Below are 25,740 nucleotides of genomic sequence, written 5' to 3' on the forward strand. Positions count from 1 at the left end.
CCTCCCTCAATTACTTTTCTTTTATTATCTCAGTTGCCTTATCAATAAAAAGTATTCCATCTAAATGATCTATTTCATGCTGCAAAACTCTTGCCAGTAAGTCTTCTGCTTCAACCGTTATAGTTTCATTATGTCGATTTAAAGCCTTTACTATAACTTTTTTAGCTCTGCTTACCTTACCATAAACCCCCGGGATGCTCAAACAACCTTCTCTTCCCGTTTGTTCTCCCTCTTTATATATAATTTCCGGATTTATAAGCTCCATATAATTATCTCCAGGATCAACTACAATTACTCTTTTTAACACCCCAATTTGCGGAGCAGCCAATCCAATTCCATCAAACTCATACATAGTATCTTTCATGTTTTCTAAAAGCCTTAATAACCCATCATTTATTCGCGTAACTTCCTTAGCTTTAGTTCTGAGAACTTCGTTAGGCACAGTAACTACTTTATATACAGCCAAAAAAATCCCTCCTTACATCAGGACGAGCGGATTTATATCCACTTCAATCCTTACATCACTGCTAAATTTTATCCTGTTTTTTACTACATGTCTTCCTATACTTCTTAATAATAATATATTTTCGCACTTTATGATAACCTGGTAACGAAATCTATTTCTAAGACGCATAATCGGACAGGGGGCTGGCCCTAAAATCTCCAATCTATCTTCCTTGGCGTCGATGATTTCATTTATATACTGAACTAGATTTTGGGCTTCTTCCTCACATACATTCTGATTTAATGAAGAAGCTACCATGCGCAAAATGTTGGTAAAAGGAGGATAATCGAGAAGCTTGCGCTGTTTTATCTCCTCATAATAAAAACCGATATAATCCTGCCTGGCTGCCAGATTTACAATATGATTGTCAGGTTGATAAGTCTGAATTACTACTTCACCCGGAATCCCCCCTCTTCCTGCTCTTCCCGCCGCCTGCACGATAAGCTGAAAAGCCCTTTCCCCAGCACGAAAATCAGGCAGATTAAGCATACCATCAGCATCAATGATACCCACCAGTGATACAGCTGGAAAATTAAAGCCTTTGGCTATCATCTGAGTGCCGATAAGGATATCTATTTCCTTGTTTTGCATAGCTTTAAGAATATTTTTTTGTTCTTCCCTCCGCCGGCTTATATCTATGTCTAAACGCTTAATCTTAGCCTCCGGAAATAACCTTTTAAGCTCTTCTTCCACTCTCTGAGTCCCAAACCCTACCTGTTTTAAATACTTACTGCCACATTCTGGACAAAAAACAGGAGGTTTAGCCGAAAAATTGCAGTAATGGCATATATTAAGCTTAATATCATTATGATAAGTCATACCCACCGAACAGTTAGGGCATAAGATTACATTTCCGCACTGAGCACATATTGTAAGAAGGGAATACCCGCGTCTGTTCAAAAATAAAATACTCTGCTCTCCCTTATCTAAATTCTCCTGTATCTTTTTATATAAAAAACCTGATATTACCAGATTATGAGTTTTAGCAGAGCCTTTATTTAAACGCATATCTTCAATATAAACCCGTGGCATAACTGCCTCTCCTACCCGTTTCGAAAGCGCTAAAAGTTTCATTTCGCCCTGCATAGCCCTATAAAAGGTTTCAATAGATGGAGTAGCACTGCCTAAAACTAAAAGTGCTGATTCAATCTGTGCCCTTTTTCGGGCAACTTCTACTGCATGATAGCGCGGTGTTTCCTCTTGTTTGTAAGTATTTTCCTGTTCTTCATCAATTATTATAAGCCCCAAATTATGTACTGGGGCAAAAACTGCTGACCTAGTACCTAAAACCAGTCTGGCTTCTCCCCGTTTAATCCTCTGCCACTCATCATATCTCTCCGACAAAGTCATTCCGCTGTGCATAACTGCAATATCTGGAATCCTTAAAGAAAACATCTCTACCAGATGCCGGGTTAAGGCAATTTCCGGTACCAGTATAATCACACTCTTTCCCTTTTTAATACAAAACTCAGCCGCATTAAGATAAACTTCACTTTTACCACTTCCGGTAACTCCAAAAAGCAAATACTCTTTATAGCCTTTTCCCAAATCCTCAACTATACTTTCTATTGCCAGTTTTTGTTCATCTGTCAAAACTGGACGCATATAAGTAAACTCTGGTTTTTTTCTTACTTTTTTTATATAGCCTTTATTCAAGAGAGCATTTATACTGGCTTTAGGAATAATTTTATCAAATACCTCACATTCTGCTTCTCCTTCAGATAGCAAAAACTCAAGTGCTTCCGCCTGACGCGGTGCTTTTCTGCATAAGTAAGGCATATCCCTGTCAAAATCAAATTTATCTATTTTATAAATATACCCAGCCTTAGCCGCAGAATAACCTGAATAAGTTCCGGTAGTTGACACTAATCCTTTAAATTTAAGCTGTTCTAAAACATCAGAACCTAAAATTTTTTTAGCCTCTCTTAAACTAATCTCACCTTTTTTCCAGAGTTGTTCAAAAAAAACTGTATATTTTTCAATAAACTGGTTTAATTCTAAGTCAAATACCTCATCTGCACAAACATTAGGAATTACAACTTCATCTTTTTTACGGGTAATAGCCCTAGGAACAATAATATTTAAAGCCATAGAAAGCGGACATATATAATTTTCGGACATCCATTCCGCAAGTCTGAACAGTTCTTCATCAAAAACAGGTTCCTTATCCAAAACTTTTATTATCGGCTTTAAGTCAGTCATTATTTTACTGGACAGAGTACTCTCCTTTACAGCATAACCTTCTACCTTTTTTCTGCCTAGTTCTACCAAAACCCTCCTGCCCAAAACCTGCATAATTGAATAACCTTCTGGAATAAAGTAAGTATAAAGACTATCAAATCTTGTATCAGGCAAATTGATCAAAACATCAACACACTTCACATTTTGCCTCCTCAAATAAAAAACCATAAATATTTATCATAATTAAAGGCGGGAATATCCCCGCCTTTAATTGTATCTCAAATATGTCAATAATTTCTACTCAAGCCCGGCTTCTTTTCTGAGTATTTCTGCTTTATCAGTTTTTTCCCAGGTAAAATCTGCATCATTTCTCCCAAAATGCCCATAAGCTGCAGTTTTTTTATAAATCGGCCGTCTCAAATCTAAATCGCGAATAATAGCACCTGGGCGTAGGTCAAAGTGTTTGGTAACAAGCTCGGCAATCTTTTCTTCCGGTATCTTATTGGTACCAAACGTTTCAACTCTAACAGAAACCGGTTTAGCTACTCCTATAGCATATGCAAGCTGGATTTCACAGCGATCAGCTAAGCCTGCAGCCACAACGTTTTTAGCTACATAACGTGCAGCATAGGCAGCTGAACGGTCAACCTTAGTGGGATCTTTACCAGAAAAAGCCCCACCGCCGTGTCTAGCCATACCACCATAAGTATCAACAATTATCTTGCGTCCAGTAAGCCCACAATCTCCCTGTGGCCCTCCAATAACAAACCTTCCAGTAGGATTAATAAAAAATCTGGTTTTATCATCAAGCATTTCTTTCGGTATTACATATCTTACAACATATTCAATTATATCCCGCTCTATAACATCATGGTCAACTTCAGGATGATGTTGTGCAGAAACTACTACTGTATCAACCCTTACCGGCTTATTACCTTCATATTCTACTGTTACCTGAGTCTTTCCATCTGGACGCAAATAAGGAATTATGCCTTCTTTACGCACCTGGGCTAGTCTTTGCGCCATCTTGCTAGCTAATAAAGCAGGCATAGGCATAAGTTCAGGAGTTTCATTGCTGGCATAGCCAAACATCATCCCCTGATCTCCGGCACCGATAGCTTCAATCTCTTCGTCAGTCATCTCGCCTTTTTTGGCTTCATAAGCCTTATCAACACCCATCGCGATATCGCCTGACTGTTCATCCAATGTAGTTATAACTGCACAGGTATCACAGTCAAAACCAAATTTTGCACGGGTATAGCCAATTTCTCTGATTGTGTTTCTTACCAACTTTGGTATATCTACATAGCAAGAGGTAGTTATTTCCCCCGAAACTATAACTAACCCCGTAGTAACCATGGTTTCAGCAGCTACTCTGGCGTTAGGATCCTGGGCAATAATCGCATCTAAAACAGCATCTGAAATCTGGTCAGCTATTTTATCAGGATGACCTTCGGTGACCGATTCCGATGTAAATAAATTTCTGTACAACATTTTCATCTCCTTACTTAAAATAATTCAACCGCTTTATCAATAATAGCAGCCGCCACTCTTTCCTTGCTCATTTGAGGCAGAGGCTTCACCTCACCGCGACGGTCAATAATGGTTACAATATTGGTATCACTGCCGAAGCCGGCCCCTTCTTCTGAAACATCATTGGCTACAATAAAATCAAGGTTTTTTTCTTCCAGCTTTCTTCTAGCATATTCTAAGAGATTATTAGTTTCCGCTGCAAACCCTACCATAATCTGACCCGTTTTTTTGCGTTTTCCCAGCTCTTTTAAAATATCCGGGGTGCTGGTTAATTCTAAAAGGAGCTTGTCTTCCTTATGCTCCCTTTTTTTTATTTTAATCTCTGATTTATTAGCAGCTTTAAAATCCCCCACTGCAGCTGCTCCAATTATTATATCGCATTCCGGCTGTTTTTGAAGCATAACTTCACACATTTCATCAGCACTCCAAACCGGAATAAATTCAACTCCAGTCGGTGGAGTTAATGTAGACCTACCGCTTACGAGAATAACTTCCGCACCTCTTAATAAAGCTTCTCGGGCAATTGCATATCCCATCTTTCCTGTGCTGCGGTTGCATATAAATCTTATCGGGTCAATATCTTCACAGGTTGTCCCTGCATTTACTAAAACTTTTTTACCCTTAAGATCCTTTTTATCATTAAGCATCTGCCTGATTTTTTCATAAATTTCTTCTATATCAGGTAAACGCCCCTTTCCTACGGCATCACACGCCAGCTTTCCACTTGCTGGATTCATAATTTCAAAGCCATATTCAGCCAATTTAGTAAGATTAGCCTGGACAATAGGATTTTCATACATATTGGTATTCATTGAGGGAACCACCAGAACTGGGGCTGTATTGGCAAGCATAATAGTAGAAAGCAGGTCATCTGCAATACCATGCGCCATCTTGGCAATAAAATTAGCCGTAGCCGGAGCAATCACCATCAAATCCAATGCTTCAGCTATACCTATATGCTGAACCTTCCATTCACCTGATTCCTGCCATAAGTCAGTTGCAACATCACGACCAGACAAAGTGCGAAAAGTAAGCGGAGTAATAAACTTAGTAGCTGCTTCAGTCATTATTACAATAACATTTATGTCCTCATCTTTGCTGAGTCTGCTAACTAAATCAGCTATTTTATAGGATGCAATTCCACCAGTTATCCCCACTCCAACTGTTTTTTTCATATTATGCCCCCTTATTTTCACGCTCTCCCTCAAAAGAAATCACAATTTCACCATTAACCACTTCATCCAATGCCCGGGTAACTATGCTGGATAATCTATAATTTTCGTCATTCTTAGCTTCTTCAGATAAAATGCGAGCCCTCTTCGCTACTGCGACTACTACTGCATACTTGCTGCCAGCAATTTTTAAAATATCACGCGTAGAAGGAGGAAGCAATCACATCACCTCCAGATCTATATATTTTATTCTACAGCGTTCAGCTATTATAATAGCTTCTGTTTTTTTAACTGCCACATCTAAATCATCATTTACCACAACATAATCATAATATTTTGCATGTTTAAGTTCTTCTTCACATGCAGCAAGCCTGTGCTTTATGCTCTCGATAGAATCTTTTCCTCTGCCGCACAACCTTTTCGATAAAGTTGCAATATCCGGAGGATAAATAAAAATAAAAACCCCTTCCGGCATTTTATTTTTTACCTGCATCGCACCTTGAATATCAATTTCTAAAAGAACATCCTGTCCTTTTTCAAGGTTTTCAAGCACAAAATCTCGTGGAGTTCCATAAAGATTTTGATATACCTTGGCCCACTCCAAAAAATTATCTTCTTCAATCATCTTTTTAAATTGTTCCTGATTTAAGAAAAAATAATCCTTCCCATCAACTTCACCTGGTCTGGGAGGTCTGGTAGTTGCTGATATTGATACTTTCAGATCATCCATTCTTTTAAGCAAGGCTTCCCGGATAGTCCCTTTGCCTACACCTGAAGGACCAGAAATAACAAAAAGAATTCCTCTACGCCTCATTATTCTCCCACTTTCTACCCTCTATTCTTCATCAGTTATATCCTTTGAAGCTAGTCTGTTAGCAACTGTTTCTGGCTGAACTGCTGAAAGAATAACATGAGCACTATCAGAAATAATTACTGCTCTGGTTCGTCTGCCATATGTAGCATCTATCAACATGCCTTTTTCTCTTGCTTCCTGAATAATTCTCTTAATAGGAGCAGATTCAGGACTTATAATAGCTATTATCCGATTAGCTGCTACAATATTGCCAAAACCTATATTTACTAGTTTAATATCCATACATACCGGACTAAACCGGGTTCACCTCCAAATTTATTCTATATTTTGCAATTGCTCTCTTATTTTTTCCAATTCTGATTTTACATCTACCACAATATGGCTCATTTCCAAATCATTAGCCTTAGAAGCTACTGTATTAATTTCTCTGAACATCTCCTGCACCAGGAAATCGCATTTTCTTCCAACGGCTTCTCCATGTTCCAATAAATCATATAAATGTCTGACATGACTCTTAAGCCGGACTATCTCTTCAGTAACATTTATTTTGTCAGCGTAAATGGCTGCTTCCTGCAAAATCCTCTGTTCATCAATTTCCTGAATTTCCTTGTTTAAAATCTCTGAAATGCGACTGCGTAGCTTTTCCGTATATTCAATTACAACCTGAGGAGAACGTTCTTCCAATCTTTCTACCATCTCGAGTATTTTTTGGTTTCTTTCCAGAATATCTTTTTTAAGCAGGTTCCCTTCTTTTATTCGCATCGCAAGGACACTTTTAATCGCTTCTTCAATAGCCTTTTGTAAAACTTCCCAAACTATCTCCAAATCTTCTTCTTCATCTTCCAAAGTGAAAACTTCTGGTAGTCTAAATATGTCAACAACGTTCAATTCCGCTGAAATATTAAGATTTTCGGCCAAATCTTTCAGATATTTATAATAAGTTATCGCTAATTCTTTGTCAAGCTTGATATTTCTCGTCATTTCTTCTGTTTTTATTATATTTATATTTACTTCCAGTCGACCTCGGCTTACATATTTTTTAAGTTCTTCCTTTATCTTTTCTTCGAGCATATTATAACGGCGTGAAATGCGGATATAAGGATCAAAATAACGATGATTTACTCCTTTAATTTCACAGGTTATCTGATAACCTTTTTCCAGCACCTGGCTGCGACCAAAACCTGTCATACTTTTAATCATTTTAAAACTCTACCTTTCCCACAGCTTTTTCAATTCTTTCAAATGCTTCACAAATTCTTTCTTTACTTACTGTTAAGGCAATTCTAAAATATCCTTCTCCATACTCGCCATACCCATTGCCAGGAGTAACAATGACTCCTGCCTTTTCCAAAATCATTTCCGCAAAAGAAGCAGAAGTAAATCCATCAGGTACAGGCACCCAAAAATAAAAACTTCCCTTGGGAGGATTTGCCTTGAGGCCTATTTTGTTAAGACCCTCCAATACCGCATCGCGCCTTTCCTGATATACTTTCCTTAATTGATTTAAATGATCTTCCGGTTCTTTTAAAGCTTCAACAGCCGCATACTGCACCGCCTGAAACACCCCGGAATCTATATTTGATTTAAACCTGCCCAGTACTTCAATTGCTTCACGGTTACCTGCCGCCCAGCCAATACGCCATCCTGTCATATTAAAGGGTTTAGATAAAGAATTAAATTCTATACCTACATCTTTAGCCCCTTTTGCTTCTAAAAAACTGGGAGGTTTAATTCCATCAAAGGCAATTTCAGAATATGCAGCATCATGACATACCAGTATGTCAAAAGATTTGGCAAACTCCACTACTTTTTCAAAAAAATCTAAAGAAGCTACTGCTCCAGTAGGATTGTTAGGATAATTAATAAACATAAGCTTGGCCTTTCGCGCTATATCTGAAGGAATATCCTCCAAAACCGGTAAAAATCCATTTTCCTCTTTTAATGGCATAAAATATGATTTTCCTCCAGCTAAGATAGTTCCGATGTTATATACCGGATAACCTGGATCAGGAACCAGATTGATATCATCTTTGTCCAGATAAGCAAAAGAAATATGTGCAATACCTTCTTTTGAACCTATAAGAGAAACAATTTCTGTCTTTGGATCTAAATCTACCCCATGCCTCTTTTTATACCATTCTGCAACTGCTTTTCTGTATTCTAATAATCCTACCGAACTCGGATACTGATGATTCGCGCTATCATAAATAGCCTCAGCCATTTTATCAATTATATATTTTGGGGTAGGAAGATCGGGATCACCAATTCCCAGGTTAATTATATCTACACCTTTTTCCTTGGCCTCCGCAATCTTCTGCTCAATTCGGGCAAAAAGATAAGGGGGTAAATTTTGCATAGCCTGATTTTCTCTCAACATTATCTCGCCTCCATTAAAGAAATTTTATTTAAATCAATTTTTCCTCGAAAAACCTCAACTGCTCCTCCTGTCATATAAACATGGTTATCCTCTTCATTCCATTCGATATATAAATCTCCTCCTAAGAGATGAACAGTAACCTGTCGCTCAGTTTTATTATTTAGAACTCCTGCTACCGTTGTAGCACAGGCACCTGTACCGCAGGCTAAAGTTATCCCAGCCCCTCTTTCCCAAACCCTCATAATCACTTCGTTTTTATTTAATATCTGAACAAACTCAACATTGGTTTTTTGAGGAAATAAAGGATGATTTTCTAATTCTCTCCCCCAATCCTCAATCGGAACGTCATTTATATTATCTACAAAAACTATACAATGGGGATTACCCATAGAAACCGCAGTAAATTTAATTGCGCCAGACGAAATATCAGCTTCAACTCCTACTGCAGACCCTTCTCCTGTCATGGGAATAAATTTTCTTTCCAGCATTGGTTCTCCCATATCTACTTTCACTGCATCCACTCTGCCCTCTTTATCAAAAACAATTTCTGGATAACGCAAACCTGCTAAAGTACGAACAGAAATTTTTTCTCTCCCCATTTTCTCTTCATAAGCCAGACGAGCAACACATCTTATAGCATTCCCACACATTTCAGCTTCAGATCCATCAGAATTAAATATGCGCATAAATATATCAGCCTTATTGTCTTTTCCTATTATAACTAAACCATCACCACCAATGCCAAAATTTCTATTACATAAAAATCTGGCAAAAGGCTGAAATTCGGCAGCTTCTTCAAATGAAGAAGCTTTGGTAATAATAAAATCATTGCCTAATCCATGCATTTTAACAAATTCCATGTTTTCCCTCCATGCATTAGAATCTGATTATCTTATTCTCCTTTTTCTTTTAAAATTCTAACACATATTTCATTTAAAGCTGAAAATCTTTCTAAAAGTATACAAAATATATCGCCAGATAAACTTGGCTCCGGCCAGCACCAGAATAATCACCCATTGCCATAATCCCAAACCTGCTGTATGGAATACATCCTGCAAAGCAGGCAAATATACCACGCTGAGCTGCATTGCTACTGAACATAAAACGGCTAAAACAAGGAACCTATTTTTAAAAAACTCCAACTCAAAAGGAGAATATTTTTCCGACCTGCATTCAAAAACATAAAAAAGCTGAGCAAAAACTAATGTGGTAAAAGCCATAGTCCGAGGTATCTCAAGCGAATCCATACCATTTAACCGGCAAAATACAAGGCCTGTTATAAAAACTAAAATAGTTATAATACCTATATATAAACCGCGTCCAAATATTATCCACCCCAACCCGTGGGCAAAAATACTTTCATTTTTTGACCTGGGTTTTCTTTTCATAATATCCGGTTCAGGAGGTTCCAATCCTAAAGCCATAGCCGGCAGTCCATCAGTCACCAGATTAACCCATAAAATCTGAATAGGCAAAAGGGGAAGCGGCAGTGCAAATAGGGAAGCCAGAAACATAACTAGAACTTCTCCTATGTTACATCCTAACAGATACCGGATAAACTTGCGAATGTTATCATAAATCGCCCTGCCTTCATAAATTGCCTTGACTATAGTCGAAAAATCATCATCAGCTAAAATCATATCAGAAGCTTCTTTAGTAACATCAGTGCCGGTTATCCCCATAGAAATACCTATATCAGCCGCTTTTACTGCCGGCGCATCGTTTACACCATCTCCCGTCATCGCTACTACCTGGTTATTTTTTTTAAGTACATGGACAATCCGGTGCTTATGTTCAGGAGAAACCCGTGCAAACACCCTATCATTCATTGCCATTTGGTAAAGCTCCTTATCATTTAGCTTATCTATCTCTTTTCCGGTTATTGCCCTTCCAGTTTTGCCGATTCCAATCTGAGCCGCAATAGCACTGGCCGTTAAAGGATGATCTCCGGTAATCATCACAGGAACAATACCGGCATTTAGGCACTGTCTAACTGATTTATTTACATTAGGACGCGGTGGATCAATCATTCCACACATTCCCACCAAAATCAAGTTATTCTCCAATTCCTCATCACTGAGTTCTAAAGCCTCCTCCTTCGTAATTTTTTTATAAGCAAAACCCAAGACCCTTAAAGCTTGTTTAGCCCATTTCTTTTCTTCTCCATAAAACCAATTTTTATATCCTTCAGTAAGCTTAACCACTTGACTGTTTTTTAAAACATAACTACATGAATCCATCAAAACATCTAAGGCACCTTTTACTAAAACAAAATATTCTCCATTATCAACAACTACCACACTCATTTTTTTCCGCAAAGAATCAAAAGGAATTTCCCTTATCCGCAAAAGTTGAGGAGTTATTCCCACTTGCTTTGCCATAACAAATAAAGCAGTTTCCGTGGGATCTCCTTTAACTGTCCATTTATTGTCTTCTCTTTCCTCTGCTGAATTATTACAGTTAAAAGCAATACTGATTAACAACTCTAACGGATTATAAGAAGATAAACTTTTTCCCTTAAACATCGCGGGAATTTTTATGTTATCCTCAAAAACCTGTGAATAAACAGCAATCTTTTGAACCACCATTTTATTCTGGGTTAAAGTCCCGGTTTTGTCAGAACATATTACTGTTGTGCATCCCAATGTTTCCACAGCAGGAAGTTTACGAACAATCGCATTTCGCTTAGCCATTCTTTGCACACCTAAAGCTAGAACTATGGTTACAACAGCAGGCAGCCCTTCCGGTATAGCAGCAACAGCTAAACTTATCCCGGCCATAAACATTACTAAAAGAGGCTCACCCCTGTATATGCCTAAAAAAGTTACTATCCCGCATACTAAAATACATATAGCTATAAGTACCTTACCTAGCTGGTCGAGTTTAAGCTGTAAAGGGGTCATAGGGGTTTCAGCTTCCTTAAGCATAGCCGCAATTTTCCCCATCTCTGTGTCCATTCCGGTTGCTACTACTACTGCTGTAGCTCTACCTCTGGTAGCAACCGTGCCTAAAAAAGCCATATTACTTTGTTCTGCTAAAGAAACTTCTCCTTCTAATTTTTCAATTCTCTTTTCTACCGGAACTGACTCCCCGGTAAGAGCTGCTTCATCTACTTCTAAAGAAAAAACTTCAATCAGCCTTACATCAGCTGGAATTTTATCTCCTGCCTCGATGAACACTATATCTCCAGGTACCAACTCAGAAGAAGGTATCTTCTGTCTTTCACCATCCCGAATAACTTTTGCATAAGGTGAAGCAAGTTTTTTTATCTCATTTAAAGACTTTTCGGCTCGGTATTCCTGAAAAAATTCTAAAAACGCATTTATTATAACTATAGTCATAATAGTAATTGCATCAGCTATATCACCAATTATGCAGGAAACCAAGGTTGCTCCAAGCAAAATCAAAACCATAGTATCAGTAAACTGGCTTAATAAAATCTTCATAAGACCTGCTGGTTTTTCCGTATCCAGCTTATTTTTATAAACTAACTGCCTCTTTTTGGCTTCTACATTTGTAAGCCCTCTCCTGCTGCTTCCGAGTTTATTTAAAGTTTCTTCTATACTTTCCCGATACCAGAAAATATCCTTCATCAAAAATCCTCCATTTGCCCTTTTTCACCAAATTTATTCAATAAACATTCATAAAAGAACAGGGGACAGGCTAATGCCTATCCCCTGAATGGAGGCTTTTAAAACTTTAAATTAAACTTTTTATAATGTTACATTCATCAGGTGAAAATACATCCTGGTAATTAACAGTAAAAAAAATAAAATCTTCTGTTTGATATTTTTGGTCAATTTTAATATCTTCTAATACCCCAAAAGCCTTAAGCACAAAATTGCTTACTTTTTCCCCAAACAACACAATTATTGGAGGCTGCAATATCCTTATTTCCTCTAACAAAAAGAGTAAACAGGCTAGAATATCATCATTGCTAGGACTTACTGGCGTGCCTTCACACATTTTACCAGTCAATACACAATTATAATCTCTATCTAAAAGCTTTATATCTCCATACCATATTCTATCATTATGAAGTGGACAAGCCTTTGGTTGACATCTTACCATAAAAGTATGATATATTTTGTTGATTTTAAAAGTTTCTTTTATCAAATTCCTCAGCTCTATTAATTTATTTAAATCCTGGGTAAATTCATTTTCCATTTCAAACACCAAAAGAATATCCGGCTCCAAATCGCCTTTGCCTTTTGCCGGTTTGCGATTGCAGCTGATTAAAGATTTACACTTCTTGCATTGAACTATACGATCTTCCAGGGCTATAATCTGCCAAATTTTTTCTTCTTTCTTTACCACTGTAAAAACCTCCTGCGCCCCCCGTACCGACTTTCACCCTCAGTCCTTTATTTTAGCCAAGTAATTACGAGTATGAGAAGTAATACCCCATGTAGAATCAGTAAGCTTAGCTGATATATAACTGCGGATATTATCATCCAACGAAGGATTCAAGCTATCAAACAAAATAAAAAAAGCCCTGAGTATATCTACCATATTCATAAATAGGCGTTCTTTAGGCACCTTTAATAAAAGTTCATCTTTTTTGCCATAGTAAAATATGAGCCGTTTGATTACCCAAATAATTTCAGTATTTGACCATACCTTTTTCTTTAAAATCTCATCTAATAAATTATCTTCTCCTATACTAAATCCTCTGTTCTCTAATTCTTTCCATTCACGACTTCCTATTACTGTTGCAGGTATGCCTAAAACACCGAGTATTTCCTCATCGCTTATCAGTTCTCTGTCTTTATCGTTCATAATAACCTCCCAATACTAGCGTATTAATCTTTTCGCTCCCGCATAAGAACGAACATAATAACTTTCGCTTAAAGAAGAATAAATTACCCCACCACTTCTAGGTGAACTGGAATGTATAAACTTCCCTTCGCCAGCATATATGCCTACATGATCAATTCCTCTAGAATAGCAGGTAAAAAACACTAAATCACCCGGTATAAGGTCATTTTTATCTACCCAAATTCCACACTGATATTGGTCAGCAGCAGTCCTAGGTAGTCTGTAACCAAATTGCCCAAAAATATACTGGACAAATCCCGAACAATCAAAACCTCCAGGAGCATTTCCTCCATAACGATAGGGAGTCCCCAAATATGAAGCAGCAAATTCAATTATTCTTTCTCCAGTCAGCATTAATCCTGATCTAGAAGGAAGAACTGTATTATTTATTTCACCTTTTTTTATAACTAAAAGCTTATCACCTATATTTAAATTATCTGAATTTAAATTATTTATTTTTTTTAAGCTTTCAATATCCATACCATTTTCCCTAGCAATCTTCCACAAACTGTCACCTGGCTGCACTTTATAAACTGAATACTGGTCATCTGTTGATTCATTATTATTTTCCAAGGAGATTTCTTTATCGGTAGGAATATCTTTGGAAAGCAAAAGAACCTGTCCCGGAAACAGCAAATCAGAAGTTAAATTATTAAGCTGCTTAAGCTTGTCCACTGTAGTCCCATTATTAACCGCTATCTTCCATAAAGAATCGCCTGATTTAACAACATAGGTCACATCTGCTGCCATAAGGTTAGTATTATAAATAATAATAAAAGCCAGGGATACGATTAATATTGCCCAAAACTTTCTCATCAATATCCAACCTTTCACCATAAACATTATCAGGTTGGATATTCTATAAAACTCTTGAATATTCCTGCCTAAAAATATATTTTTTTATCTTTTATACTTTTTTTCATGAAATTCTTTTAATTTCAGCACTAAATCTTTTTCTATTCCTGTACATCCCATTTTACCTTTATCTTCCCCGCTACCTGTTCCGTGAAAATCAGATCCTCCCGTTATCAAAAGGCCTTTTAACTTACATAAATTCAGATAACTGGCAATTTGATTTTCACTGTGTTCAGGATAATAAACTTCCAGCCCTTCTACTCCCATAGCTATAATATCCATTATTTTTTTCTGATCTTTTATAAGGCCGGGATGAGCTAAAACAGCAATGCCTCCAGCACCATTTATTAAAGCTATTGCTTCTTCAGGTTCAAACTTATATCGCGGTATATAGCCAGGTCTGCCCTTTCCGATATATTTATCAAAAGCTTCTTTTATAGAAAAAACATAGCCTACTTCGGCTAAAGCCTGAGCTATGTGGGGTCTTCCGATTAAATCACCTTGAGCCAACCTTTTCACCCGCTCAAAACTTATATTAAACCCCATATTCCTCAATTTATCTACCATTTTGCGGGCCCTTTCAAACCTTTCCTGCCTTATTTCAACTAATCGCTTTACCAGTGATTCATTATTATAATCTATAAAATAGCCAAGTATATGAACTTCATCTTCTTCATATTCAGTATTTAATTCTATCCCGGTAATAAACCATAAATCGTTTTTATTTTCCATATTATACTTTTCTGCTGAGGCCAGTCCGTCTACTGTATCATGATCGGTAATAGCTATGCCTTCAAGTCCAATATTAATCGCTTTATCGATTATTTCCTCAGGGGTTAATATTCCATCTGATGCAGTTGAATGAACATGCAAATCATACATCAATCCCAAACTCCTCAAGAAATTTTCCGCATAAATAAAACTTTATAAAACTGAACTAATAACTCGTAACGCATTATCTTTTAATATGCCTTTAATTTCTTTTTTCGTAAAACCTTTTCCTTTAAGCAATTCTGTCCAAATTGAATATTCCTCTATTCCTGACATAACAATATTATCGGCACCATCAAAATCTGAACCTAACCCAATATACTCCGTTCCTATAAGTTCTGATATGTATACTATATGATTTAACAAATCTTCTAAAGCAGCTGATCCTTGAGCTACAAAACTACAAACTTGAGTAATCCCTATTATTCCTTTATTTTGAGCTAATGCTTTAAGCTGGTCATCATTTAAATTCCTAGGATGAGGACAAAGTTTGTAGGCATTGGCATGAGTAACCATTATCGGTTTATTATAATTTTCTAAAACATCAAAAAAAGATTTTTGAGATATATGGGATAAATCAATAATTATACCCAGTTTTTCCGCTTTATTCACAATATCCCTTCCCAATTTGCTTAACCCGCCAGCACCTTCTCCTTCTTCTACTCCATCAGCCAAAAGATTGCGCCTGTTCCAGGTTAATCCTAAACTGCGCAGTCCCAGACGATAGAGTAAATATAAAATGTCAACATCAGGACCGATTGCTTCAGCTCCTTCTAAATGAAGCACACATCCTATTTTATTTATGTTGTCCATATTATCCTGAATATCTTTATAACTTTTTACCAGATACAAATAATTCTGATTTTTATCAAATTCATAATAAAACTTTTCTATCTGCTTTAAAATATCACGCAAAACTATGTTGCTGTCCGAAGGCATAGAAAAAAGAGAAAAAAATTGCAGAAAAATACCTGCGTTTAAAGCACGTTTCAAATCAAAATGACAGGTATTCTCCCATAATCCTTCATTAGTTTTGAGTAACAGATAAATAGTATCACAATGTAAATCTATAATGTTCAACTTTATCCTCCTTAAGCAAAAGTATAAGTATTCACATGTATAATTATAAATATAAAGAATAAAAACCTGCTTTAAAGCAGGTTCACTATTATTTGAGGTTCATTCCCTCTCCCATGAGCAGAGCTATCTGGGTTCAACTATTAGTTTAATAGCAGTTCTTTCTTCTCCATCAATCATTATGTCTGTAAAAGCGGGTATACAAATTAAGTCCATACCGCTAGGTGCTACAAACCCTCGAGCTATGGCAATGGCCTTAATAGCTTGATTAATAGCTCCGGCACCAATTGCCTGAATCTCTGCGGCACCTTTTTCTCTTAAAACCCCTGCCAGTGCTCCTGCCACTGAATTTGGACTAGATTTAGCTGAAACCTTTAATACCTCCATCAAATTACCCCCTCATATATTGTAATAATTAGATAGTCTGCTCTGTAAATAAATATTCTAAGTACCAAAAAAAATTCCTGCTTGTTTAAAAAACAATTTTAAAATATTTAATCATCCAGCATATATGAAAGACGCATTATATCCACGACTTCATATTTATTATTATCATCGAGTGTTATTAAAACCCCCTGTAGCTGAGCAGATCCTCCTGCTACCTCGAATTTTGTCGGTCTTTGTGTCAAAAATTTTTCAATAACCGACTTTTTTTCCATTCCTAATATTGAATCACGCGGCCCGGTCATTCCCAAATCAGTAATATATGCCGTTCCTTCAGGAAGAATTCTTTCATCTGCCGTCTGTATGTGGGTATGAGTTCCCAGAACAGCAGTTACCCTCCCATCAAAATAATAAGCAAAAGCCAACTTCTCCGATGTAGCTTCAGCATGGAAATCAACAATAATAATATCAGCCTTACCCTCTATTTCTTTTAAAATTCCCTCCATAACCCTAAAGGGGCAATCCAAAGATTGCAAAAAAACCCGTCCTGATAAATTTACTACTGCTATTTTCACCCCTAAACCAGCATTATATATATGATATCCTTGTCCTGGACAATAAGGAGGATAATTAGCAGGTCTTATAAGCCTCGGTTCATCATCAATAAAAGTGTTTATTTCTTTGTTATCCCATACATGGTTACCCATTGTCAACACATCAATATTGCAGCTCAAAAGTTCTTCCATTACACTGCGGGAAAGTCCTCTGCCACCGGCAGCATTTTCTGCATTGGCAATAGTAAAAACCACATTATACTCCTTTTGGACATTAGATAAAATACTTTTTATTGCTCTTCTTCCAGGTCTTCCTACAATATCTCCAATTACTAAGATGTTCAAGGTTCAACCTCCACATACAAAAATATGAAATACATAAAAAATTTTACCCTAAAAATTGATAACTGAAACTTCTACATTCCTCCAAAAAATCCTGCCATAAAATATTTTTCAAAAAGAAACAGGGCTATCATTAACCCTGTTTAAAAGCCGAAAATTACTTCGCATATTCAACTGCTCTAGTTTCCCGAATAACCACTACCTTAATCTGTCCCGGATAATCTAAATCTTCCTCAATCTTTTTAGCTATATTACGCGACAGATTGATAGCTTCTAAATCATCAATCTCTTCTGGTTTAACTATTATTCTGACTTCTCTTCCCGCCTGAATAGCATAAGATTTTTCTACTCCCGGGAAGGAATCAGCCAGCTGTTCCAATTTTTCCAAACGCTTAATATATGCTTCCAAAGTTTCTCTGCGGGCTCCCGGACGTGATGCCGATATAGCATCGGCAGCTTGTACTAAAACTGCTTCAATGCTTTCAGCTTCAATATCACCGTGATGAGCAGCAATCGCATGGATTACTTCTTTGCTTTCCCTGTATTTTTTCGCTAAATCTACACCTATTTCAATATGAGGTCCAGCAACTTCATGGTCAACTGCTTTGCCTATATCGTGCAAAAGACCGGCACGCTTTGCCAGCATTACATCAACGTCCAGCTCAGCAGCCATAATGCCCGCAAGATGAGCAACCTCAATCGAATGTTTCAAAACATTCTGTCCATAGCTGGTGCGGTATTTTAATCTTCCTAGAAGCTTTATAAGCTCTGGATGAAGACCGTGTACCCCTACTTCAAAAGCGGCTTGTTCACCAGTTTCGCGGATTTCCTGCTCAATCTCTTTTCTTGCCTTTTCCAGCATTTCCTCAATCCTGGCAGGATGAATCCTCCCATCTGAAACTAGGTTTTCCAAAGCCAGTCTTGCAATTTCACGACGAATAGGATCAAATGAAGACAAGATAACTGCTTCCGGCGTATCATCTATTATAAGATCCACTCCAGATAAACTTTCAAAAGCTCTAATATTTCTTCCTTCACGACCTATTATTCTGCCTTTCATTTCATCATTAGGCAATGCCACTACTGATACTGTAGTTTCAGAAACTACATCAGCAGCACATTTTTGGATAGCAAGAGTCACAATGTTTTTGGCTCTTTTCTCAGCCTCTTCCCTTGCTTCTGCCTCAATATTCTTAATCATTACTGCAGTTTCTTGCCTGATTTGCTGCTCTACATTGTTGAGCAGCAGCTCACGCGCTTCTTCACAGGTTAAACCTGAAAGACGTTCTAATTCTTTAAGCTGCTGGCTGCGAATAATTTCTATATCATGTTGAGTTCTCTCTATTTCTCTTTCCTTTTCATTAAGTAAGGCCTCTTTTTTTTCAATATTTTCGGTTTTCTTATCCAGCAGTTCTTCTTTTTGAATTACTCTTCTTTCTAAACGGTCGAGTTCTCTTCTTCTTTCTCTAAGCTCTCTTTCCGCTTCCTGACGGTTACGGTGTATTTCATCTTTAGCTTCTAAAAGCATTTCTTTTTGTTTGGCTTCAGCCTTCTTTACAGCTTCTTCTACAATTTTTGCCGCTTCCTCTTCTGCCGCACCTATTTTGCTCTCAGCTATGAATTTTCGTCCATAATATCCTGCAGCAAGGCCTACTACCAGAGAAATAATTATAATTATAAAACTTACAAACGAACTAATCCTGAACTCACCTCCCTTACATAAAATTTTACATTTTATTCAATTTTAAAAAATTTAAATATAAAAAATAAAACCGAGTAAACTCGGTTTTACAGAAGTCTAAAAAACCTATTTAAAAATTCAGTTACTTTCATAAAATGTTCATTTATTGTTTTAAATAAACATAAAAATAACTCATTATTACCTTAACCTAATAGACATTTGAAATATATACCCCTTTCGTTCAAACCAGTTTACCAATTTATAACAAATTCTACTGATGAAGCCCTTTATAACATTTATAAATCTTAATACATTAATATCACCAGTAAAATAATATAACCGGTGTCTCTATTACCCTCTATACCATATAAACCGGTTGTATTTATCAATAAATCGGATAGTTTTCTTTTAACTGGTTTACCCGCAAAGCAATATATATCAAACCATTACTTTCATTATTTATATAAAAAATTATTTGTCTCTATGGTCAAGTTAAATAGGTTTAAGACTTCCAACCGAAGTTCTATTTAGATTTTAGTAAGTTTATACATAAGTGTCAAGCATCCTCACCTACATTAAGATTTGCTTCACTTTTTTTTAGCATGTCGATAATCTTTTGCTCAAGCATATTATAAAACTCAGGGTTATTCTTTATATACTCTTTTGCATTTTCTCTACCCTGCCCCAAGCGCTCTCCATTATAGGAATACCAGGATCCGCTTTTCTGAATTATCTCAAGTGAAACAGCAATATCCAACAAATCTCCCTCTCTTGATATACCTGTCCCATACATTATATCAAACTCAGCAGTTTTAAAAGGCGGAGCTACCTTATTTTTTACTACTTTAACTTTAGTCCGGTTACCTATAAGTTCAGTTCCCTGCTTTATCGGATCTCCTTTCCTAACTTCAATCCTTACTGAAGAATAAAATTTTAAAGCTCTTCCTCCGGTGGTAGTTTCATTGCTTCCATAAACTACTCCTACTTTTTCTCTAATCTGATTTATAAAAACACAAACTGTTCTCGATTTGCTAATATGTGCAGTTAATTTACGCAAAGCCTGAGACATTAATCTGGCCTGTAAACCTACATGCACATCTCCCATTTCTCCTTCAAGTTCAGCCTTAGGAACTAAAGCAGCTACAGAATCTATAACTATTACATCAATAGCACCGCTTCTAACCAATGCCTCGGCAATTTCCAAAGCCTGTTCCCCTGAATCAGGCTGTGCCACCAAAAGATTATCTATATCAACCCCCAATTTTTTAGCATAAAGGGGATCTAAAGCATGTTCCGCATCGATAAAAGCAGCCATTCCTCCATCTTTTTGAGCCTGGGCAATAACATGCAGGGCCACCGTAGTTTTCCCTGATGATTCCGGACCGAATATTTCTACTACTCTGCCCCGCGGCAGTCCTCCCACTCCTAGAGCTAAATCAAGCGAAATACATCCGGTAGGGATAACTTCAACATTCATAGCAGCAGCTTCTCCCAACCGCATAATTGAACCTTTACCAAATTGCTTCTCAATATTTTTAATAGCACTGTTTAAGGCCTCTATTTTCCCCTGATTATTTTCTAAATTATCCATAAGCGTCCTCCTCAAACATATGTTCGAATTTTATTCTAAAACACATTCCCTTAAAATGTCAAGGCAAAATATCTTACCCTTTTAATACAAAATTATGGTTAACCTTATAAACCGGTCCGCTTGGATAAAGATAGCTTTCCATAAGGGCAAAACTTTCTACCCTGAATTCATAATTTTTTAACTTTTGATTCATAGCATAAACTTTGCCTATAATCTTATCTTGATTAACTTCTGATCGTATTCTTCCTAAAGTCAGATGAAAATTCCTTTTCCTTTCACTTTCAAAATCAAGCTCATTAAGATAAGCATCTATTCTTTCACCAAGAAAATGAGCTTTATCAAGCTCACCATTTACACCAATCCATAAAACCCTGGGACAATGACGATCAGGAAAAAACCCCATACTATCAAGCTTTAAATTAAATGGTTCTGAGCTTTCTGCTGCATTTGACAAACAATTCCTTATCTTAGGCACTTTAAAATCATCTACTTCTCCCAAAAATTTTAAGGTTATATGATAATTTTCATATTCCACCCACTTGACATCGCCTTTCAAAGCTTTCAGTTCTTCTTTTATACTATAGGCATACTGTTTTATTTCATCAGGTACAGGAATAGCTACAAAAAGCCGCATTCTAAATCTCTCCTCTTAGTAATTCTCTTCTTATAAGGTCTAATGCAGTTTTAGCTGATAATATTCTTACTATCTCGCGGTCACCTGCAAAATTCATCTTTTTAACTACATTTCTTTCCAAGCTTCCCACAGCGATGTAAACTAATCCTACTGGTTTTTTTTCACTTCCACCTCCAGGCCCAGCTATCCCGGTAATTGCTGCACCCATCTGAGCTCCAGAAAGTTCAAGAATTCCTTTAAGCATTTCCCGGGCAGTTTCTTCACTAACTGCGCCATAAGTGCTTAAAGTCTGGGATTTAACTCCTAAAATCTTTTCTTTAGCCTCATTGCTGTAAGTAACAACTCCACCCCAAAAATATTCGGAACTTCCGGGCAAATCTGTAATCATTTTGGCCAGCAGACCGCCGGTACAGGATTCGGCAAAAGCTAAATTAATATTTCGCTTCCTGGCCAGTTTTGCCACTACCGATGATAAGGTATCATCGGTAAAACCATAAATATATTCACCAATTCTTTCTTCAATTTCACCGGCTATCTCTTCCAATATTTTTTCGCTATCTTCTCCGCTCTCATTTTCAACAGTCAGTTTTATATAAACTTCCCCCTGCCGAGCTAATAAAGCAATATTCACTCCACGCGAATTATTAATAATATCAGCCATTTTTTCTTCTATCTGTGATTCTCCCAATCCAAAAACCTTAATCGTTTTTTGAACTGCCTTAGATATTGACAGGCTAAAATCCCGTTTAAGAAGAGGAATCACCTCATTATCAAACATTGAGGACATTTCAGCAGGCGGACCTGGCAGTAATATAACTGCCTTGCCATCCTTAATAAGATACATACCAGAGGCAGTGCCTTTATAGTTTTTTAAGCGTACAGCCCCTTTAGGAAACATAGCCTGTTTTTTATTACATTCCGGCATTTCACGATTCCGGCGGGCAAAAAATTCTTTAAGCCTTTCTAATTCTTCATCTATAAGTTCCATTTTCACATCCATAACTTCACAGGCTACTTCTTTAGTCAAATCATCTGTAGTTGGCCCCAAACCACCTGTGGAAACAACTATATCAGCCTGTTCCAAAGCATCAACAAAAGCATTATATATAAATTCCCTGGTGTCACCTACTGTACTTTTGCCTATAACCTTTATCCCTAAATCAGTAAGCTTCTCTGATATGTACACCGAATTAGTATCTAATGTCTCTCCGGTAATAAGTTCGGTTCCAGTAGATATAACGTAAGCCTTTTTCACTATTTCATCCCCTTAAAGCAGCAAATATTGTTAAATTCACCTAATAAGTGTATGCTGTCAGCTATTTTTTTAATATACATATATATAATAAATTCTTTTAAAATTAATATTTCCCTGCTAAAAATAAAAAACCCGACTTATGTCAGGCTTTTTTCCCAGATATAAAATCAATAAAACGCTCTCTTGTAAAAAATTCTTCCTCTCTTGTTCGTTCAGCCATAATATAGAGTAAATCCTTGTTTGCATTTAAAATATCCCGGGTTTTATCCTCCAACTCTCGAACTATTCTTTTGCTCTCATCATATACCAGCTTATCCGGCACATCTTCCATATTTATTACTCCTAAAGAAGATAATCCAGAAGCGATTATTTCCTTAGCCGTATCCCAGGCGCTGGCAAAATCTCCTTTGGCTCCTGTACTGCGATTTTCATATTTTAGTTCTTCAGCGACAGCACCTGCCAGGGCAATCATAATCTGCTTTTCCAGCTCCTCACGGGTATATAAATATTTGTCATTCCCCGGCGATTTTCTCATATACCCTAAAGACTTACCCCGGGGAACAATAGTAACTGAAGCAACTGAACCGGGTTCAACCAGTTCACTCACCAGGGCATGTCCTATCTCATGAATGCTTACCCTTTCAACTTAATTCAAGTGCTGCCTCTTTCATTATACTCTCCCTTTTAAACAAAAGGCAAAATCTGAATAAAATATTAGTTATTGAGTACTTTTCGCAAACTTATTTCCTTTCTAAAAATTTGACGAAAAACTTCGTCTTTATGATTTTCCTTTAACCCTACAAAAGAAAACTTATAATGTATTTTTTGCCCAACTTTTAACTTTTCAATTATCCTACCCGGCAGGGGGACTCTAGTTCCATCATCGAAATAAGGTACAACAATATATATCTTATTCATGTCTAATTTATATTCTTTTTCTGGAAAACAAAAAACTAAACCTTCACCTGATATGCGGGTAATAGTTATTTCGTGGGCTTCTTTAATGTCAGAAAAAACGATGTGCCCTGGCAAGAGCCAGAGTAAACCAAAGGAAGACTTAGTCTCATAAGGGGATATATACTGGAATACGATCTTATTTTTTTCAACCTTTTTACCTTGGGCAACATATTCAAAAATCATATTAAACTTTTCCAACACTAAATTAAATTCATATAATTTATCGTTTTCTAACCCCTCTATAAGATAAGCTGAATTAAAAACAAGTTCATTGTCAATTTTAGTTATAATTCCTTCATAAGAGTAAAATTCCTTGCTATTTTTAACAACTACAGTAGCAGGTAAAACTACATCTTCAAAAATATCATAAGTATAATAATTGAGCTTTTTACCTAATATTTCTATCGCTACATCAGCTATTTCTGGATCAAAATCGGTTCCCCGGCATCTTTTAATTTCAGCTATTGCCTCATCCAACCTCATAGATTTTTTATAACTTCTATCTGAAAGAATAGCATCAAGTGCATCAGCTATTTTTAAAATCCTAGCTTCTCTAAAAATATCTGCCCCTTTTATTCCTTTCGGATAGCCTGTTCCATCCCATTTTTCATGATGCTGATATATCCAAAGGGGAATAGGAGAATTTTGATCAAATAAAAACATTTCTCTAGCTAACATGTAACCTATATCAACATGTTTCTTTACTTCTTCAAATTCCTTTTCTGTCAATTTACCTTTCTTATTTATTATATCCATGTTCACAAAAATCTTACCGATATCATGCATCAAAGCTGCCAAATAAATCTCAGTAAGCTCTTCGTCAGAATAACCTAGTTTTCTAGCAATTTGTACTGCCCAAGCAGCTACATTATAAATATGAGTTACCATAAAAGGAGATTTTTCCGAAAATATTTCATGAATAAGTATAATAATATCAATTAAACCTTTATAGCCAAATTTCTTATAACTAAGCATCAGCAAAAGATAAATATTATTATTAACAATCTCTTGCAGCTTTCTAATATCTACATTTAAATCTTTCTCTTCAAAAGTCCCTATACAAATAACCCCTATAACCTTGTCCCTAAAAACTAAAGGAAAATACCATTCTTTACTAGCCCCTTTTACCAAAGTGTCCGAGCTTAATATAGTATTTTCTAATGTCCTTCCTGTGGTATAAACTTCATATAAAATGTTATGAGTTAAGTCAAAATCAATAAATTCAGAAAAATTATAATTCAAATGTTTATCTACTGCTATTGCCAATAACCTTACTGCCAGGTTCCCATTAAAAAAATATAAAATACAAAAATCAGCCTCCGAATATTTAAGAAACCGGCTGATTTCATCCTTTATATCATCTTTAGCAAAATAAATTTCAATTGGCTTATATTCTGCCTTCATGCAAATCCTCCATTAAAATGTATATAAAATAGTTTATTTACTAATATTTTACTTTATATTGCGATACATTTCTATTCTGTTTTTACCTTTACGCTTTGCTTCATACATAGCCAAATCAGCAAATCTTATAAGTTCATCCGCACTTTCAGGTTTATCTTCTGAATAAGAAGATAGTCCTATACTCACAGTAACTTTTATATTAAAATCACTTACAATCAAATTTTCAATCTTTTCTCTTATCCTCCCCGCTGGAATAATTGCCTGTTCATAATCTGAATTATTAAAAAGCAAAATAAATTCTTCGCCTCCAAAACGAAAAACCATATCATTTCCTCTGACATCCCTGCGCAAAACATCGGCAACTGTTTTTAACACTTCATCACCAATTCCATGTCCATAAACATCATTTATATTTTTAAAATTATCAAGGTCAAGCATGCCAACAGTAAAATTTTTACCTTTTTTAAGAGCATCTAGCCATAATAAAGAAAGCACCCTAGATAAAGCTAAACGATTGTAAAGCCCTGTTAATACATCTCTTTCCAATTGTTCACGCAAATTAAACATTATATTGTCTACTGACATAAAAATCTGGGCCAAAAATTCATTAGCCCTTTCTATATAAAGCCACTGTACCTGGTCGTTATCTTTTTCTACCCCTAAAACATCTTTCAAAGCATTAATATGTACATCTAAAATATTTACCGCTTCAGAAAAATATGAATCATTAGGATCAATTAAATCTTCAAATGCTTCTACCAATACTCTTTCTTCTCCTCCATTTAACATATATTCCTTTAAATATTCTTTATATTTATTAATATAGTCTTTCAAC

At 36.3% G+C, this 25,740-nt stretch carries 25 protein-coding genes; all 25 read right to left on the reverse strand.

Features of this window, described 5'->3' with window-relative positions; translation table 11 throughout:
- Positions 1-10: 10 nt before the first annotated feature.
- The 25 genes from def to H0Z36_RS03115 all read right to left on the reverse strand — a co-directional run bounded on the left by def (position 11) and on the right by H0Z36_RS03115 (position 25,739).
- Positions 11-466: a peptide deformylase gene (gene def, locus H0Z36_RS02995; protein ID WP_296863753.1), complete on the reverse strand. Its 456-nt coding sequence runs from the start codon at positions 464-466 to the stop codon at positions 11-13.
- A 12-nt stretch (positions 467-478) separates the two neighbouring features.
- Positions 479-2,887, reverse strand: coding sequence for a primosomal protein N' (priA, locus tag H0Z36_RS03000; RefSeq protein ID WP_296863754.1), 2,409 nt, complete (start codon positions 2,885-2,887; stop codon positions 479-481).
- 96 nt (positions 2,888-2,983) lie between these two features.
- On the reverse strand, positions 2,984-4,177 hold the full coding sequence (metK, locus tag H0Z36_RS03005; RefSeq protein WP_296863865.1) for a methionine adenosyltransferase: 1,194 nt from the start codon (positions 4,175-4,177) through the stop codon (positions 2,984-2,986).
- A gap of 17 nt (positions 4,178-4,194) precedes the next feature.
- Positions 4,195-5,394: a bifunctional phosphopantothenoylcysteine decarboxylase/phosphopantothenate--cysteine ligase CoaBC gene (gene coaBC / locus H0Z36_RS03010; protein WP_296863755.1), complete on the reverse strand. Its 1,200-nt coding sequence runs from the start codon at positions 5,392-5,394 to the stop codon at positions 4,195-4,197.
- A 1-nt stretch (position 5,395) separates the two neighbouring features.
- Positions 5,396-5,611 carry a DNA-directed RNA polymerase subunit omega gene (locus H0Z36_RS03015; RefSeq protein ID WP_296863756.1) on the reverse strand — a complete coding sequence of 72 codons (216 nt, stop codon included), beginning with the start codon at positions 5,609-5,611 and terminating at the stop codon, positions 5,396-5,398.
- Positions 5,612-6,205: a guanylate kinase gene (gmk, locus tag H0Z36_RS03020; RefSeq protein WP_296863757.1), complete on the reverse strand. Its 594-nt coding sequence runs from the start codon at positions 6,203-6,205 to the stop codon at positions 5,612-5,614.
- A 21-nt stretch (positions 6,206-6,226) separates the two neighbouring features.
- Positions 6,227-6,487: an extracellular matrix/biofilm regulator RemA gene (remA, locus tag H0Z36_RS03025; protein ID WP_296863758.1), complete on the reverse strand. Its 261-nt coding sequence runs from the start codon at positions 6,485-6,487 to the stop codon at positions 6,227-6,229.
- Positions 6,488-6,520: 33 nt separating this feature from the next.
- A complete protein-coding gene (locus tag H0Z36_RS03030) occupies positions 6,521-7,405 on the reverse strand; it encodes a YicC/YloC family endoribonuclease (RefSeq protein ID WP_296863759.1) in 885 nt (294 codons plus the stop codon).
- A gap of 1 nt (position 7,406) precedes the next feature.
- On the reverse strand, positions 7,407-8,585 hold the full coding sequence (locus H0Z36_RS03035) for an LL-diaminopimelate aminotransferase (RefSeq protein ID WP_296863866.1): 1,179 nt from the start codon (positions 8,583-8,585) through the stop codon (positions 7,407-7,409).
- Positions 8,582-9,442 carry a diaminopimelate epimerase gene (dapF, locus tag H0Z36_RS03040; RefSeq protein WP_296863760.1) on the reverse strand — a complete coding sequence of 287 codons (861 nt, stop codon included), beginning with the start codon at positions 9,440-9,442 and terminating at the stop codon, positions 8,582-8,584. Before dapF ends, H0Z36_RS03035 begins: the two co-directional genes overlap by 4 nt.
- Before the next feature lie 69 nt (positions 9,443-9,511).
- On the reverse strand, positions 9,512-12,175 hold the full coding sequence (locus H0Z36_RS03045; protein WP_296863761.1) for a calcium-translocating P-type ATPase, SERCA-type: 2,664 nt from the start codon (positions 12,173-12,175) through the stop codon (positions 9,512-9,514).
- A gap of 106 nt (positions 12,176-12,281) precedes the next feature.
- Positions 12,282-12,899: a uracil-DNA glycosylase family protein gene (locus H0Z36_RS03050; RefSeq protein ID WP_296863762.1), complete on the reverse strand. Its 618-nt coding sequence runs from the start codon at positions 12,897-12,899 to the stop codon at positions 12,282-12,284.
- Between the two features lie 39 nt (positions 12,900-12,938).
- Positions 12,939-13,361, reverse strand: a complete 423-nt coding sequence (locus H0Z36_RS03055) for a hypothetical protein (RefSeq protein ID WP_296863763.1) — start codon at positions 13,359-13,361, stop codon at positions 12,939-12,941.
- 15 nt (positions 13,362-13,376) lie between these two features.
- Entirely contained in the window at positions 13,377-14,216 is an 840-nt protein-coding gene (locus H0Z36_RS03060) for a C40 family peptidase (protein ID WP_296863764.1), read from the reverse strand.
- A gap of 84 nt (positions 14,217-14,300) precedes the next feature.
- The gene (locus H0Z36_RS03065) at positions 14,301-15,137 is read right to left on the reverse strand and encodes a PHP domain-containing protein (RefSeq protein ID WP_296863765.1); all 837 of its coding nucleotides are present in this window, start codon (positions 15,135-15,137) and stop codon (positions 14,301-14,303) included.
- A gap of 42 nt (positions 15,138-15,179) precedes the next feature.
- Positions 15,180-16,106 (reverse strand): membrane dipeptidase, encoded by a 927-nt coding sequence (locus tag H0Z36_RS03070; protein WP_296863766.1) that lies wholly within the window; start codon positions 16,104-16,106, stop codon positions 15,180-15,182.
- A gap of 123 nt (positions 16,107-16,229) precedes the next feature.
- Positions 16,230-16,490 carry a stage V sporulation protein S gene (locus H0Z36_RS03075; protein ID WP_156203513.1) on the reverse strand — a complete coding sequence of 87 codons (261 nt, stop codon included), beginning with the start codon at positions 16,488-16,490 and terminating at the stop codon, positions 16,230-16,232.
- Positions 16,491-16,597: 107 nt separating this feature from the next.
- Complete coding sequence (locus tag H0Z36_RS03080) at positions 16,598-17,386, reverse strand: TIGR00282 family metallophosphoesterase (protein ID WP_296863767.1); 789 nt, start codon at positions 17,384-17,386, stop codon at positions 16,598-16,600.
- 154 nt (positions 17,387-17,540) lie between these two features.
- On the reverse strand, positions 17,541-19,061 hold the full coding sequence (gene rny, locus H0Z36_RS03085) for a ribonuclease Y (RefSeq protein WP_296863867.1): 1,521 nt from the start codon (positions 19,059-19,061) through the stop codon (positions 17,541-17,543).
- A gap of 559 nt (positions 19,062-19,620) precedes the next feature.
- On the reverse strand, positions 19,621-20,655 hold the full coding sequence (gene recA, locus H0Z36_RS03090; protein WP_296863768.1) for a recombinase RecA: 1,035 nt from the start codon (positions 20,653-20,655) through the stop codon (positions 19,621-19,623).
- 73 nt (positions 20,656-20,728) lie between these two features.
- A complete protein-coding gene (gene thpR, locus H0Z36_RS03095; protein WP_296863769.1) occupies positions 20,729-21,289 on the reverse strand; it encodes an RNA 2',3'-cyclic phosphodiesterase in 561 nt (186 codons plus the stop codon).
- A 1-nt stretch (position 21,290) separates the two neighbouring features.
- A complete protein-coding gene (locus H0Z36_RS03100) occupies positions 21,291-22,544 on the reverse strand; it encodes a competence/damage-inducible protein A (protein WP_296863770.1) in 1,254 nt (417 codons plus the stop codon).
- 142 nt (positions 22,545-22,686) lie between these two features.
- A complete protein-coding gene (locus H0Z36_RS03105; RefSeq protein WP_296863868.1) occupies positions 22,687-23,175 on the reverse strand; it encodes a hypothetical protein in 489 nt (162 codons plus the stop codon).
- A gap of 83 nt (positions 23,176-23,258) precedes the next feature.
- Entirely contained in the window at positions 23,259-24,905 is a 1,647-nt protein-coding gene (locus tag H0Z36_RS03110; protein ID WP_296863771.1) for an HD domain-containing phosphohydrolase, read from the reverse strand.
- A 48-nt stretch (positions 24,906-24,953) separates the two neighbouring features.
- Entirely contained in the window at positions 24,954-25,739 is a 786-nt protein-coding gene (locus tag H0Z36_RS03115) for a GGDEF domain-containing protein (protein WP_296863772.1), read from the reverse strand.
- Between the last annotated feature and the right edge of the window lies 1 nt (position 25,740).

Origin of the sequence: Thermosyntropha sp., assembly GCF_017656155.1 — a bacterium.
Classification (GTDB): Bacteria; Bacillota; Syntrophomonadia; order Syntrophomonadales; family Syntrophomonadaceae; genus Thermosyntropha.